The sequence below is a fragment of the Pseudomonas sp. 1176_21 genome, assembly GCF_052850635.1.
This window is the reverse complement of sequence record NZ_VXCV01000002.1, coordinates 337,289-350,535: the sequence shown is the minus strand read 5'-3', so window position 1 is coordinate 350,535 and position 13,247 is coordinate 337,289. Positions and strand designations below refer to the sequence as shown.

The window sequence follows — 13,247 nt, the reverse complement described above, 5'->3', positions numbered from 1 at the left end:
TTTAACAGCATCTACACTTGTGCGCAGCTGCAGCCATAACAACTTTGCCCAGGCATGCAACGCGGCGTCCTACTTACTGTCAACATGCCCTAGCGGCGGTAGCAGCAGAAGGTCTAGTATGAGCCGCATTCTCGTCAGCCAGGAGGTAAGCCATGTCGGCCAGTAAGAAGCCAGTCAGTACGCCATTACACCTGCTACATCAACTCTCGGGCAGTTTGCTCGAGCATCTGGAAAGTGCCTGCTCGCAAGCACTGGCTGATGCTGAAAAACTGTTGGCCAAGTTGGAAAAACAACGGGGCAAGGCGCAGGAAAAACTTCACAAGTCGCGTCTCAAACTTCAGGACGCTGCGGTCGCCGGCAAGAACAAGGCGCAGAACAAGGCCAAGGGCGCCGTAGGCGAACTGGAAACCCTGCTCGATTCGCTCAAGGATCGCCAGTCGCAAACCCGCCTGTACATCGTGCAGCTCAAGCGTGATGCGCAGGAAAGCCTGAAGCTCGCCCAAGGCGTCGGCAAGGTGCAGGAAGCAGCGTCCAAGGCCCTGACCTCGCGTTCGGCCAAGGCTGCTCCGGTAGCGTCCAAGTCGGCCACCAAGGCCCCGGCCCGCAAGGCTGCAGCCAAGCCAGCCGCTGCCAAGCCAGCTGCCAAACCTGCAGCCGCCAAGGCTCCGGCAAGGTCTGCTGCCAAACCCGCAGCCGCCAAGGCCCCCGCCAAGCCAGCTGCCAAACCTGCCGCTGCCAAGGCGCCCGCCAAGCCAGCTGCCAAACCTGCTGCTGCCAAGGCTCCGGCCAAGCCAGCTGCCAAACCTGCTGCGGCCAAGGCGCCTGCCAAACCTGCAGCCGCCAAGCCAGCTGCCAAACCCGCCGCTGCCAAGGCTCCGGCCAAGCCAGCTGCCAAGCCTGCTGCTGCCAAGGCCCCCGCCAAGCCCGCCGCTACCCGCGCACCCGCCAAGCCGGCCGCCAAACCCGCTGCTGCCAAACCGGCGACTTCGGCACCTGCTGCGGCCACCACAGCCGCACCTGCTGCTTCGCCTGCCGCTGCACCCGTGACGACCCCAGTGACTCAGTCGCCCTCGACTGCTTCCTGATCCGCCACCGCCACGACGCGCAGCACCTGCAGCGCGTCGTGGTGCCGGGTGCCCTGGGGGGCCAGCACGGCCAGCCAGTCACCTGCCACACCCTGATTCATCCAGCCTTCGCTAGCCTGTTGCAGGCGCGCCAGCAATGTTCGCTCCGCCTCCAGTTCCAGTGCCTTGACCTGCCCGCGCAAGTGCGCCAGCTGCGGGTCGTGCTGCGCGTCTGCACGCCATTGGCGGCGCAGTTGACGCAGCGGTGTCACCACATGCTGCTGCCAGGCAGCGGCCAGCTGTTGCAGGTGCTGTACGCGCTCGGGGGTCACCCCGGCCCTGCGGGCTTCAAGCCACGCCCCGCACAGCAGAAGGCACACATCGGCCCCTTCGTCCTGCAAGGCCAGGCAGGCAGCCTCCACGCCCGGTCGGGCGTACAGGTGCAGAGCGAAATTCCACAGGTCGGTGTGCATGGTCCTACTCGCGCCAGTTGCCATCGAAGCTGGTAGACTCCGCGGCCATTATGATCAGACTTTCGAACCTCACTTTACAGCGTGGTCCCCAGCGCCTGCTAGAAGGCGCCGAGTTGACCCTGCACGCCGGCCAGAAAGCCGGCCTGATCGGTGCCAACGGCGCCGGCAAATCCAGCCTGTTCGCCTTGCTGCGCGGTGAGCTCACGCCCGATTCGGGCGAATGCCAGCTGCCCGGCGACTGGCGCATCGCGCACATGCGCCAGGAGGTCGATACCCTCGATCGCCTGGCGGTGGACTACGTGCTCGATGGCGACGTGCGCCTGCGCGAGGTACAGGCTGCGCTCGCAGCCGCCGAGGCCGCGCACGACAACAATGCATTGGCCCGCCTGCATGTGGAGCTCGACAGCGCCGACGGTTATACCGCCGATGCCCGCGCCCGCAAGCTGCTGGCCGGCCTGGGCTTCAGCAACGAACAGATGGACCGGCGCGTCGGCGACTTCTCCGGCGGCTGGCGCATGCGCCTGAACCTGGCCCAGGCACTGATGTGCCCCAGCGACCTGCTGCTGCTAGACGAGCCCACCAACCACCTGGACCTGGATGCGATCCTGTGGCTTGAAGACTGGCTCAAGAGCTACCCCGGCACGCTGCTGCTGATTTCCCACGACCGCGATTTCCTGGATGCGGTGGTCGACCACGTGGCACACGTGGAACAGTGCAAGCTGACCCTCTACCGCGGCGGCTACAGCGCCTTCGAGCGCGCCCGTGCCGAACGCCTGGCGCAACAGCAGCAGGCGTACGAGAAGCAGCAGGCGCAACGCGCCCACATGGAAAAGTACATCGCCCGGTTCAAGGCCCAGGCCACCAAGGCGCGCCAGGCACAAAGCCGCATCAAGGCACTGGAGCGCATGGAGGAGCTTTCGGCGGCGCATGTCGACTCGCCGTTCGACTTCACCTTCCGCGAGTCCGAGAAGATCTCCAGCCCGCTGCTCGACCTTGCCGAAGCCCGCCTGGGCTATGGCGACAAGACCGTGCTGGAGAAGGTCAAGCTGCAGCTCACCCCGGGTGCGCGCATCGGCCTGCTGGGCCCCAACGGCGCCGGCAAGTCGACCCTGATCAAGAACCTGGCCGGCGAGCTGGAGCCGCTGGCCGGACGCCTGGTGCGCGGCGAGAACCTGGTGGTGGGCTACTTTGCCCAGCACCAGCTCGATTCGCTGGACAGCAAGGCCAGCCCCCTGCTGCACCTGCAGCGCCTGGCCCCCACCGAGCGCGAGCAGACCCTGCGCGACTTCCTCGGCGGTTTCGACTTTCGCGGTGCGCGCATCGACGAGCCGGTGCTGAACTTCTCCGGCGGCGAAAAGGCCCGCCTGGCCCTGGCGCTGATTGCCTGGGAGCGGCCCAACCTGCTGCTGCTCGACGAACCGACCAACCACCTGGACCTGGAGATGCGCCTGGCACTGACCATGGCCCTGCAGGAGTTCAGTGGCGCGGTACTGGTGGTGTCCCACGACCGTCACCTGCTCAAGAGCACCACCGACGACTTCCTGCTGGTGGCAGACGGCAAGGTCGAGACCTTCGATGGCGACCTCGACGACTACACCCGCTGGCTGGTCGAGTATCGTCAGCGCAATGCCCCGGTCAGCACCACACCGGTCAACCCCGACAAGACCGACAAGAAGGCCCAGCGCCAGGCTGCGGCGGCGTTGCGCCAGCAACTGGCCCCGCACAAGCGCCAGGCCGACAAGCTCGAAGCCGAGCTGGCCAAGTTGCATGAAGAGCTGGCCGGGGTCGATGCCAGCCTGAGCGACAGCGCGCTGTATGAAGCGGCGCGCAAGGACGAGCTGCGCGAGCTGCTGGCCCGCCAGGCCAAGCTGAAGGTGCGCGAAGGCGAGCTGGAAGAAGCCTGGATGCAAGCGCTCGAAGTGCTTGAAAGCATGCAGGCCGAGCTGGAGGCGTTGTCCTGATGGAGTCGATGCAGGGATTGCTGCCGGTCGAGTGGATCGGCCCCTTCTGGATGGGCCTGCAGATACTGCTGATCCTGGTCGCGGCGTACCTGCTGCAACGCCTGGTGGCGCGCTGCCTGACTCGCCTGAGCGAGCGTTACCCGTTGCCGCCGGAGCTGATGGTGCCGCTGCGCGGCGGCTTGCGCTGGCTGATCATGGGCAGCGCGCTGATCTTCGTGCTGGAGCGCCTGGGTGTTTCGGCCACGGTGCTGTGGACGGCCCTGTCGGGCTTTGTCGCGGTGGCGGCGGTGGCCTTCTTCGCGATGTGGAGCGTGCTGTCCAACCTGCTCTGCGCGGTGCTGATCTTCACCGTGGGGCCGTTTCGCATCGGCGACGTGGTCGAGCTGGTCGAGACCCTCGACAAGCCGGGGGTCAAGGGCCGCGTGACCGCGATCAACCTGCTGTTCACCACCCTGGTCGAACTGCCCGAGGCGGGCGGCGCACTGGTGCAGGTGCCCAACAGCCAGTTCTTCCAGAAGAGCGTGCGCCGCTGGCGCGGTTCGGACGGCCTGGCCGTGGTAAGCGAAAGCCCGAAACCCGGGGCCTGAACACCGGCTGCAAAAAAATGTGGTGATTTTTTCAGCGGCGCATTAGCGTGGAACCCTTGAACAAGGGTCCGGGCCGAGGTGTGTGATGTCGCTGGAAACGTGGTTGGCTTTTTTTGCTGCCTGTTGGGTAATCAGTCTTTCGCCGGGGGCGGGGGCCATTGCGTCCATGTCCTGCGGTCTGCAGTACGGCTTCTGGCGCGGCTACTGGAACGCGCTGGGCCTGCAGCTGGGGCTGGTGATGCAGATCGCGATCATTGCCGCCGGCGTGGGCGCGGTACTCGCTGCCTCGGCTACCGCGTTCCAGGTCATCAAATGGTTTGGCGTTGCCTACCTGATCTACCTGGCCGTGAAACAGTGGCGAGCGCTGCCGGCAGACCTGGCCGACGATTCGACGGTACGCCCCATCGGCAAGCCGCTGAGCCTGGTGTTCCGTGGTTTTCTGGTCAACGTCAGCAACCCCAAGGCGCTGATCTTCATGCTTGCGGTGCTGCCGCAGTTCATCAATCCGCATGCCGAGCTGCTGCCGCAGTACCTGACGATCGCCGGCACCATGGTGGCGGTGGACCTGCTGGTGATGGCGGGTTATACCGGGTTGGCGGCGCGGGTGCTGCGCCTGTTGCGCACGCCCCGGCAGCAGCGGCGCATGAACCGCACGTTTGCCGGGTTGTTCCTGGGTGCGGCGACATTGCTGGCGACCATTCGCCGGGCGCCGGTCTAAGACCGGAAGGCTGCGCCTTCCATCGCGGGTCACCACTGTTCTTGTGGGAGCCGGCGTTGCCGGCGAAGAGGCCAGCACAGACACCCAATAAAAAAGGCGACCCGAAGGTCGCCTTTTGCATGCTCAGCGCAAGATCTGCGCCGGCTCATCCGGCGGCAGGTTGTTGCGCATCGGCGCACGTTCCTGATCCGGCATCACACCCACCAGCTGCTCCTTGAGCTGTCTGGCCACATCCATGCCCAGTTCCTTGGACACTTCACGCACCACCCGCGGACGGTTCAGGCTGACCCGCACGTCCTGGCTGTTCACCAGCTTGGTGTCCTGGCCTTCACCCATGGCGGTGAACGCCGAGGTGATCTCATAGGTACGGGTGTTGATCAGGCTGAAATCGGCCACCAGGGTCAGGCCCAGGATCGCCGAGTAGCTGTTGGTGTTGTCGATCGAGGTGATATCGCGCTGGAAGTCGATATCCGACAGGGTGCCGAACAGTACGTAGTCGGCGCCCTTGTAGTTGCCCGCCTTGATCCGCGCGATCACGTCATACACGTCCTGCTTGGCCTTGGCCGTGTACGGCGTGCCCTGCACCAGCTGGAACATGCCGGACTTGAGGATCTCGCCCTTGATGTCACCGCTGAACTTGCGCAGCTCGGTCTGCTCGATGTAGCTCTGGCTGCTTTCGAACTCGCTGTAGCTGGACGACGCGTTGGCGTGGTACATGCTCGCATTCGAGTTGCTGCTCGCCGAGACCATGTGGATGTACTGCTCCACGCGCTCCTGATAAGCCAGGTCGGTGACCGCTACCTTGGGGGCCGCTTGCACGCCGAACGCGCAAGCCAGGCCGATGATGCCCATCCATGCACGCATTGCTTAGCGCTCCGTGGTCTTGCGGATTTCTTTTTCGTCCATCCACTCGGCCAGGCCGCTTTCCACGTCGATCAGCTGCAGGCTGAACTTGTAGAACACGTCCTTGTAGTCGCTGCTGCGCTTGACGATCGAGCTGATCGACCCTTCCAGGCGGTATTTGGCAGCGATCATGTTGCCGGTCTTGGCCACGGTGTTCTTCTTGTACAGGCCGCTCTGGTTCTGCAGCTTGAGCTGGTCGACCTGGCTCTGCATCTGGTTGTTGTCGCTGGCGAAGCGGGCGGTGCCGGTCTTCATCAGCTGGGTCTTGATCGAGGTGGTGATCTCGCGGGTATCGATGTACTCGCTGGTCTTGTTCTTCACGTCGTAGACCTGAACCACCGGACGGCCCTGCAGGATGCCGGACTGGGCCAGCGAGCGGGTCATGCTTTCGGCGATCATCTGCAGGTCGGTGGAACCGAACTCGTTGGTGACCAGTTCAACGGCCTTGCTGTCGCCGTAGCCAATGTTCTTGCCGCCCAGTACAGGGGAGTTGTTGGCGCAGCCGCTGGCCAGCGCGACCACTACGGCCAGCAGGGAAAAACGAGCGAACATCATGTTGAGCATCTCCTGAAAATTGAAAATTACTGGGCCTGGACTTCAATGCGGAAGTCAGTGGCCTGGGGGACCGGGGCAATCGCTGGCAGTACGGTGGACTGCGAGCCGTACAGGCTCAGGGTCTTCCAGCTTTCTTCGCTGGCGACCGGGAAGCCGTCGTTGCCCAGCCAGGCAAAGCGATAGAACATCGTCTTGTTGCTGCGGCTGGTGTTGGTCAGCGAGACCTTGACGGTCATGAAGCCGTTTTCGCGGGCAACCCGCATCGGGCCGATATCGATGTTGCTCAGTTTGCCCATCACGACCACCTTGCTGGCGGCGCTGCCCGGTGCGGGCGGTGGTGGGGTGGCGCAGCCGGCCAGCAGGGTGGCGGTGGCGAGCGCGGCGAGAAGCTTGAGGCGCATGGCGATTCCTTGGCTTACTTGAGGCTGGCGACGGCGGCGGCCGGCGCAGGCTGGGTGACTTGCAGGGCCGGGCCACCGGCGTAGACGCGGTTGCCCACGACGCGCAGGGCCACGACCTGATAGGGGCGATCGATCTTCACGGCGATCTTGCTGCCGCCCAGGTTCGACGGCAGGCTCAGCTGGTGCTCGCCCTGGGCCAGGCGCACGCGGGCAACCAGGGTGTCGTCCGGCAGGGTGCGCCAGGTGCGGGTGTCGGCGCCTTCGGTGACGGCCGAGGCGATGCCCACGGCCAGACCAGCCAGCGGGTTGACGTCGTTGAGCTGCTTTTGCGCCACGCCACGGGTGATGGCGCGCACGCTGGTGCGCAGGATGATGCCTGGCATGTCGTCACGCAGCGCGCGGCGCGACATGGCGGTGGTGCTGTTGAGCGCGGTCAGCGAGAGCGTCTTGTCGTTCAGGTAGATCTCGCTGAAGTGCGCGGTGGAGGTGTCTTCCTTGATGATCGGGAACGACAGCGGGGTGATCACCAGATTGCCGCTGATTGGCAGGGGCAGGGGGATGCGCACCGAGTCGCGGGCCGGCGCCAGGCCGCTCTGCACCACGATCAGCACGTCGCTGTCGGCGCCCTTGGCGGCAGGCTTGTCGAGGTCGAGCAGCGCACGCTCGAGCAGCGCGGTGTTCGGGCGCAGTTCGGCCGCCTTGCGGTAGCCCGGTGCAGCCAGGCCTTTTTCGCCCAGTGCCTCGTATACGTAGCCGGACAGGTAGTGGCTGAACGCACTCTGGTAGCTGTTCTTCAGGCCGACCACTTCAGGCGCGTCCAGGGCGGCCACCGGGTAGCCCTGCAGGTCCTTGTACTCGGTCTTGACGCCTTCCTTCTCGGCCTCTTCTTCGCGCTTGAGGTATTCCTTGTCGCGCAGCTCGGCGATCACGGCCTCACGCTCGTGGGTTTTCTTGATTTCGGTGCGGGCACCGTCGAAATCATTCTGCGCCAGCAGGTTCAGGGCCATCTGGGTGGTCAGCATGACTTTTTCGTAGTCGTAGCCTTCGTAGCGGCGCACCTTGTCGTTGACAAGGTAGCTGCCGAACTGGCTCAGGTACTTGGCGGTGTCCAGCTTCACCGACTCTTCCCACTTGAACACCACGCTATCGGCTTCGCGCCAGGCATCCTGGCTGCCGCTCAGGTCGCCCTTGGAGCGCAGCAGTTCGCCTTTCTCGAAGTAGTAGAGAAGGTCCTTGTCCTCACCCTTGTTGTTCTTTTCCAGCAGGGCCAGGGCCGCGTCGACGTTGCCGCTGGCCAGCTGCTGGTTGGTTTCCTGGAGTTCGCTGTCGTAGCTGCGAAACGCTGCGCAGCCCGTCAGTTGGACGATCGCGCACAGCGTGGCGACGGTGAGGACACGGGAGGCCATCTTGAATCTCTTCCCTGAAAAGTGACATTAGGCGCCGGCGAGTGGCGGTGATCCCTTTGGACGCTAGTTCCAAATCCTCTTAGCAGAGGAGCCTGTATTTCCATTCGCTATAACGAAAGGCGCGGCATTATAGACGCAATGACTGGCTAATTAATGGCCTTGTGCTTCATTTTTTCTTGGATGTGCCAGTGGTCACATTTCCCGTGTGGTGTAGGAATAAGTCGATTCCCGGGGTAGGAGATAAACTTGTTTCAAAATTTTTCATGAAACTTCCGGGTGGTGCTTGAGCCGGCGCAAGTGGAAGTGAACAATGCAATCCTCCTCATTCCTGTTCGAGATTGGCTCCCATGACGCCCCGCCCCCGTGTGTTCGCCTGGCTGCTAGGGCCGCTGCTGGCCCTGGGCAGTGCCTTGAGCAGTGCCGCGCCGCTAGCGCCGGTGATTACCCCGGACCCGGCCCGCGGTGCACCGCTGTACGCCCAGCACTGTTCGGTGTGCCACGGTGACGGCGGCGCCGGCGATGGGCCTGCGGGGTTGGGGCTGGAACCACCGCCGGGCGATCTGCGCCAGGCGGCGCGGCTCGACACCCTGAGCCTGGCCGAGCTGTACCGGGTGATGGAGCAGGGCATCGAGGGCAGTGACATGCCGGCGTTCGCCGACCAGCTCGACGAGCGCCAGCGCTGGGATGTGGCCAGCTACATTGCCGGCTTCAGCGCCGAGCCTGGTGCTGTGCAGGCCGACCGGCGCTTCAGCCTGGCCGAGCTGGCGCAGCTCACCCCGGCGCAGGTGCGTGACACCCAGGGTGGCGAGGCGGCGGCCGCCTTTCGTGCCCAGCGCGCCAAGCCGCCAGCGGCGCAACGCGGCCCTGGCCAACTGATCGACTACACCGCCACCACCCTCGAACAGAGCCTGGCCGCCTATCGTGCCGGCGACCACGAGCAGGCCTACGACCTGTCGGTGGCGGCGTACCTGGAGGGCTTCGAGCTGGTGGAAAGCGCCCTGGACAACGTCGATGCCAACCTGCGCAAGAACACCGAAAAGGCCCTGATGGCCTACCGCCAGGGGTTGCAGGACGGCTTGCCGGTGGAGCAGGTGACGCAACGCCTGGCGGCGGCCAAGGCCAAGCTCGAAGCATCGGCCAAGCTGCTGGGTGGCGATGGCCTGAGCTGGTCGCTGAGCTTCATCTCCGGCCTGCTGATTCTGCTGCGCGAGGGGCTGGAGGCAATCCTGGTGCTGGCGGCGATTCTGGCCTTCCTGCGCAATACCGGGCAGCAGTCGGCAGTGCGCAGCGTCAACGTGGGGTGGGCGCTGGCCCTGGTGGCGGGCTTTGCCACCTGGGCACTGGCTGCCTACGTGATCGACGTGGGGGGCGCACAGCGTGAACTGCTGGAGGGCTGCACCGCCCTGTTCGCCTGCGTGATGGTGCTGTGGCTGGGGGTGTGGATGCACGACCGGCGCCATGCGGCGGCCTGGCAGGACTACATCAAAAGCAGCCTGGTGGGGGGCGGCGGCCGCTTCGGCTTTGCCGTGCTGGCGTTCTTTTCGGTTTACCGCGAACTGTTCGAGGTGATCCTTTTCTACGAAACCCTGTGGCTGCAGGCCGGGCCTGCGACGCACGATGCGGTGCTGGCCGGCGGGGCGACGGCGCTGGTGCTGTTGGTGGGTCTGGCGTGGGTGATTCTGCGCGGGTCGGCGAAATTGCCGCTGTCGTTGTTCTTCAGCATCAACGCGGCGCTGCTGTGCGCGTTGTCGGTGGTGTTCGCCGGGCATGGGGTGAAGGCGTTGCAGGAGGCGGGGGTGTTCGGTACGCGGCCAGTGCCGTTCTTCGACTTCGACTGGCTGGGGATTCATGCCGATGCGTATTCGCTGGCCGCGCAGGCGTTGGCGCTGGTGGCCATTGCAGTGTTGTACGGGCGCAGCTGGCTGGCAGGGCGGCGGGTTTCGGTGCACTGATCGAGGGCCCCTGCGCTGGCTTGTCGGCGAATGCTGCAACGCCGCGCCAATGCAGGGATACTGTGCCCCTTGTTCTTTTTGCGGTGGATAACCCAACCATGCGTGTCTGGATCGACGCCGATGCCTGCCCCAAGGCGGCCAAGGACCAACTGGTCAAATTTGCCCTCAAGCGCCAGTTCGAGGTGGTGCTGGTCGCCGGTCAGGGCCAGATCAAGCCGGCCTTTGCCTGCGTCAGGCTCATCGTGGTGCCCAGTGGGCCGGATGCTGCCGACGACTACCTGGTGGAACACGCCGTGCCCGGCGAGTTGGTGATCTGCAGCGATGTGCCGCTGGCCGATCGGCTGGTCAAGAAGGGGGTGGCCGCGCTCGATCCGCGTGGCCGCGAATTCGACGAGCGCAACATGGGCGAGCGGCTGGCGGTGCGCAACCTGTTCACCGACCTGCGCGAGCAGGGCCAGGTCGGTGGTGGGCAGGCGCCCTACGGCGAGCGTGAGAAACAGGCCTTCGCCAATGCGCTGGACCGCATTCTCACGCGGTTGGCACGCGCCTACCCGCAGTGATGCCTCAGTCGGCCTCGTGGGTCAGTTCCAGCACCCGGTCGACCAGCTTGTAGATCCCGCCCGCCGCCTCGCCGATGCTCTGCGCCAGCATGTAGGCGGGGGTGCTGACCAGCTTGCGCTGAGTGTCTTCGACGATGTCGTGCACATCGCATTCTTCATGGGTGCCGCCCATCTTGACCACGGCCGCGCTGGTGTCGGCATCGTTGCCGATGGTGCAGACCACGCCTGGCCCGTAGATCTTGGCCGCCAGGGCCGGCGAAATGCAGATCAGGCCCACCGGCTTGCCCGCTTCGGCGAAGGCTTCGGCCAGTGCGAGCACATCGGGGTTGACCGAGCATTTGTCGCCTTCCACGGCGAAGTTGGAGAGGTTTTTCGCAGCGCCGAAGCCACCGGGCACGATCAGTGCGTCGAAGTCGTCCGCATTCGCTTCACGCAGGTCCTTGACCTCGCCGCGCGCAATGCGCGCCGACTCCACCAGCACGTTGCGCGTTTCGGGCATCTCTTCGCCGGTAAGGTGGTTGATCACATGCATCTGCGCAATGTTCGGTGCAAAGCACTGCACCTGGGCGCCACGCTGGTCAAGGCGCAGCAGGGTGATGACGCTCTCGTGAATTTCGGCACCGTCGTACACACCGCAACCGGAAAGGATCACCGCAACTTTTTTCTTGGTCATGCTCACTACTCCCGTTCAAGGCGCTAAATGTCCCCTGATTTGGCCATTCTCGCCAGGCTCTCTACATAGATCGCAATGCAGGGGGAGTGTTCAGTCGTGAGAGCGAGCAGCCAGGCCTATGGCCGGTCGCCACCTTCGCCAGTGTGCTGCTCCCGGGCCTGGGCCCGTGCCAGTTCGGCCTGGGCCTCGGCGGCTTCCTGGCGGGCAATCCGCGCGGCCTTGAAGCGCCGGCGCAGCCACAGCAGGGCGCCCAGTAGCACCAGGGCACCGAGTACCCACAGCTCGTACTTCTTCACGTTGCCCAGCAGCCCTTCGAGGATGGCGCCGAAGTGGTAGGCGGCCGCGCCCAGGGCCAGTGCCCATACCGCGGCACCAATGCCGTTGAGCAGCAGGTAGCGGCGCGGCGGGTAGCCGGACAGGCCGATGGCCACGGGCATCACCGTGCGCAGGCCGTAGACGAAACGGAAACTCAGCACCCAGATGTCGGGGTGGCGGCGGATGTGCTCCAGCGCACGGTCCCCCATCATCTGCCAGCGCGGCTTGCGCGCCAGCAGCTTGCGCCCGTGACGACGCCCCATGAAGTACCACAGCTGGTCGCCGGCATAGCTGCCGAAGAAGGCAACCAGCACCACCAAGTTGATATCCATGTAGCCACGGAACGCAAGAAATCCGGCGAGAACCAGTATGGTCTCACCTTCAAAAAAGGTGCCTAGAAAAAGGGCAAAATAGCCGAAATCCTGCAGGAATTGTTCAAGCATTTTCTGGGTGCTGGCGAAATGAACGCGCAGCCTACCCCCTGGGAGGCTTTAGGGAAAGTGTCCAAATGTGTCTCGACGTGAACATTTCCTACAAGGAGAATGAATGCGTCCATAAGTCGCAGGGTTGCCTCAGGTCGTCATACGGGCGTCATAATGGCTGCTTATAACTGTCGCGCTCGCCCGCCTGCGCGGGCTCAGGAGTCTGCCGTGAGCTTTACCCCCGCTAACCGTTTGTTTCCTGCCACTCGCCTGCGTCGCAACCGCCGTGACGACTTTTCCCGTCGCCTGGTGCGCGAAACCACACTGACTGTTGACGACCTGATCCTGCCGGTGTTCGTGCTGGACGGCGAAAACCGTCGCGAGGAAGTCGCCTCGATGCCGGGCGTGGAGCGCCTGAGCATCGACCTGCTGCTGCAGGCCGCCGAGGAGTGGGTGAAGCTGGGTATTCCGGCGCTGGCCCTGTTCCCGGTGACCCCGCTGGACAGGAAGTCGCTGGATGGCGCCGAAGCCTACAACCCGGACGGTATTGCCCAGCGCGCCACCCGCGCCCTGCGCGACCGCTTCCCGGAGCTGGGGGTGATCACCGACGTGGCACTGGACCCGTTCACCACCCACGGCCAGGACGGTATCCTCGACGAGGAAGGCTACGTCCAGAACGACATCACCGTCGACGCCCTGGTGCGCCAGGCGCTGTCGCATGCCGAGGCCGGCGCCCAGGTGGTGGCCCCGTCGGACATGATGGACGGGCGGATCCAGGCGATCCGTGAAGCCCTGGAGCTGGCCGGTCATGTCAACGTGCGCATCATGGCCTACTCGGCCAAGTATGCCAGCGCCTACTACGGCCCGTTCCGCGACGCGGTCGGCTCGGCGCTGAACCTGGGCAAGGCCAACAAGGCCTCGTACCAGATGGACCCGGCCAACACCAACGAGGCCCTGCACGAAGTGGCCGCCGACCTGTCCGAAGGCGCCGACATGGTAATGGTCAAGCCAGGCATGCCGTATCTGGATATCCTTGCGCGGGTCAAGGACGAGTTCAAGGTGCCGACCTTCGTCTACCAGGTCAGTGGCGAGTACGCGATGCACATGGCCGCGATCCAGAACGGCTGGCTCTCGGAAGGGGTTATCCTCGAATCCCTCACCGCTTTCAAACGGGCGGGCGCCGACGGCATCCTGACCTATTTCGCTGTTCGCGCCGCACAATTGATGAGAGGGCAGTAACGCCCTTCAGGAACGCTA

General features: G+C 64.6%; 13 protein-coding genes and 1 pseudogene. 7 read left to right on the top strand and 7 right to left on the bottom strand.

What is annotated here, in order from left to right:
• Window positions 1–152: 152 nt before the first annotated feature.
• Complete coding sequence (locus FW760_RS06600) at window positions 153–1,085, top strand: AlgP family protein (protein ID WP_116052409.1); 933 nt, start codon at window positions 153–155, stop codon at window positions 1,083–1,085.
• On the opposite strand, the gene FW760_RS06595 is transcribed toward FW760_RS06600, so the two are convergent.
• Window positions 1,061–1,537 (bottom strand): TIGR02444 family protein, encoded by a 477-nt coding sequence (locus tag FW760_RS06595; protein ID WP_100634252.1) that lies wholly within the window; start codon window positions 1,535–1,537, stop codon window positions 1,061–1,063. The genes FW760_RS06600 and FW760_RS06595 overlap by 25 nt on opposite strands.
• Window positions 1,538–1,587: 50 nt before the next feature.
• On the opposite strand from FW760_RS06595, the gene FW760_RS06590 reads away from it, so the two are divergent.
• The 3 genes from FW760_RS06590 to FW760_RS06580 all read left to right on the top strand — a co-directional run bounded on the left by FW760_RS06590 (window position 1,588) and on the right by FW760_RS06580 (window position 4,803).
• Window positions 1,588–3,498 (top strand): ATP-binding cassette domain-containing protein, encoded by a 1,911-nt coding sequence (locus tag FW760_RS06590; RefSeq protein ID WP_058541744.1) that lies wholly within the window; start codon window positions 1,588–1,590, stop codon window positions 3,496–3,498.
• Complete coding sequence (locus FW760_RS06585) at window positions 3,498–4,085, top strand: mechanosensitive ion channel family protein (RefSeq protein WP_043863379.1); 588 nt, start codon at window positions 3,498–3,500, stop codon at window positions 4,083–4,085. The genes FW760_RS06590 and FW760_RS06585 overlap by 1 nt, the downstream gene beginning before the upstream one ends.
• Window positions 4,086–4,170: 85 nt before the next feature.
• On the top strand, window positions 4,171–4,803 hold the full coding sequence (locus tag FW760_RS06580) for a LysE family transporter (protein WP_043863380.1): 633 nt from the start codon (window positions 4,171–4,173) through the stop codon (window positions 4,801–4,803).
• 123 nt (window positions 4,804–4,926) lie between these two features.
• On the opposite strand, the gene FW760_RS06575 is transcribed toward FW760_RS06580, so the two are convergent.
• Genes FW760_RS06575 through FW760_RS06560 form a run of 4 tightly spaced genes read right to left on the bottom strand, consistent with a single transcriptional unit; the run spans window position 4,927 to window position 8,068 of the window.
• Window positions 4,927–5,667, bottom strand: a complete 741-nt coding sequence (locus FW760_RS06575) for a hypothetical protein (protein ID WP_043863381.1) — start codon at window positions 5,665–5,667, stop codon at window positions 4,927–4,929.
• Window positions 5,668–5,670: 3 nt separating this feature from the next.
• The gene (gene lpoB, locus FW760_RS06570; RefSeq protein ID WP_043863467.1) at window positions 5,671–6,258 is read right to left on the bottom strand and encodes a penicillin-binding protein activator LpoB; all 588 of its coding nucleotides are present in this window, start codon (window positions 6,256–6,258) and stop codon (window positions 5,671–5,673) included.
• A gap of 29 nt (window positions 6,259–6,287) precedes the next feature.
• Complete coding sequence (locus FW760_RS06565) at window positions 6,288–6,662, bottom strand: YcfL family protein (RefSeq protein ID WP_043863382.1); 375 nt, start codon at window positions 6,660–6,662, stop codon at window positions 6,288–6,290.
• A 14-nt stretch (window positions 6,663–6,676) separates the two neighbouring features.
• Entirely contained in the window at window positions 6,677–8,068 is a 1,392-nt protein-coding gene (locus tag FW760_RS06560; protein ID WP_054915494.1) for a COG3014 family protein, read from the bottom strand.
• A gap of 434 nt (window positions 8,069–8,502) precedes the next feature.
• Here FW760_RS06560 and FW760_RS06555 point away from each other — a divergent pair.
• Window positions 8,503–10,020 (top strand): annotated as a pseudogene (locus tag FW760_RS06555) (FTR1 family protein); the annotation flags it as partial.
• 98 nt (window positions 10,021–10,118) lie between these two features.
• Window positions 10,119–10,580, top strand: coding sequence for a YaiI/YqxD family protein (locus FW760_RS06550; RefSeq protein ID WP_043863384.1), 462 nt, complete (start codon window positions 10,119–10,121; stop codon window positions 10,578–10,580).
• Window positions 10,581–10,584: 4 nt separating this feature from the next.
• Here FW760_RS06550 and elbB read toward each other — a convergent pair whose 3' ends face one another.
• Both elbB and FW760_RS06540 read right to left on the bottom strand, forming a co-directional pair.
• Window positions 10,585–11,253: an isoprenoid biosynthesis glyoxalase ElbB gene (gene elbB, locus FW760_RS06545; protein WP_043863385.1), complete on the bottom strand. Its 669-nt coding sequence runs from the start codon at window positions 11,251–11,253 to the stop codon at window positions 10,585–10,587.
• A 116-nt stretch (window positions 11,254–11,369) separates the two neighbouring features.
• Window positions 11,370–12,011, bottom strand: coding sequence for a DedA family protein (locus tag FW760_RS06540; protein WP_116052407.1), 642 nt, complete (start codon window positions 12,009–12,011; stop codon window positions 11,370–11,372).
• A 207-nt stretch (window positions 12,012–12,218) separates the two neighbouring features.
• Here FW760_RS06540 and hemB point away from each other — a divergent pair, with 207 nt between their 5' ends.
• On the top strand, window positions 12,219–13,229 hold the full coding sequence (hemB, locus tag FW760_RS06535; RefSeq protein WP_043863387.1) for a porphobilinogen synthase: 1,011 nt from the start codon (window positions 12,219–12,221) through the stop codon (window positions 13,227–13,229).
• The last annotated feature ends 18 nt before the right edge of the window (window positions 13,230–13,247 follow it).

Excerpts from the sequence above, each read along its gene's own strand:
- lpoB (WP_043863467.1), bottom strand. The coding sequence starts at position 6,258 with ATGTTCGCTCGTTTTTCCCTGCTGGCCGTAGTGGTCGCGCTGGCCAGC.
- FW760_RS06590 (WP_058541744.1), top strand. The coding sequence starts at position 1,588 with ATGATCAGACTTTCGAACCTCACTTTACAGCGTGGTCCCCAGCGCCTG.
- FW760_RS06575 (WP_043863381.1), bottom strand. The coding sequence starts at position 5,667 with ATGCGTGCATGGATGGGCATCATCGGCCTGGCTTGCGCGTTCGGCGTG.
- FW760_RS06560 (WP_054915494.1), bottom strand. The coding sequence starts at position 8,068 with ATGGCCTCCCGTGTCCTCACCGTCGCCACGCTGTGCGCGATCGTCCAA.
- FW760_RS06550 (WP_043863384.1), top strand. The coding sequence starts at position 10,119 with ATGCGTGTCTGGATCGACGCCGATGCCTGCCCCAAGGCGGCCAAGGAC.
- FW760_RS06580 (WP_043863380.1), top strand. The coding sequence starts at position 4,171 with ATGTCGCTGGAAACGTGGTTGGCTTTTTTTGCTGCCTGTTGGGTAATC.
- FW760_RS06585 (WP_043863379.1), top strand. The coding sequence starts at position 3,498 with ATGGAGTCGATGCAGGGATTGCTGCCGGTCGAGTGGATCGGCCCCTTC.
- FW760_RS06595 (WP_100634252.1), bottom strand. The coding sequence starts at position 1,537 with ATGCACACCGACCTGTGGAATTTCGCTCTGCACCTGTACGCCCGACCG.
- elbB (WP_043863385.1), bottom strand. The coding sequence starts at position 11,253 with ATGACCAAGAAAAAAGTTGCGGTGATCCTTTCCGGTTGCGGTGTGTAC.
- FW760_RS06565 (WP_043863382.1), bottom strand. The coding sequence starts at position 6,662 with ATGCGCCTCAAGCTTCTCGCCGCGCTCGCCACCGCCACCCTGCTGGCC.
- FW760_RS06540 (WP_116052407.1), bottom strand. The coding sequence starts at position 12,011 with ATGCTTGAACAATTCCTGCAGGATTTCGGCTATTTTGCCCTTTTTCTA.
- FW760_RS06600 (WP_116052409.1), top strand. The coding sequence starts at position 153 with ATGTCGGCCAGTAAGAAGCCAGTCAGTACGCCATTACACCTGCTACAT.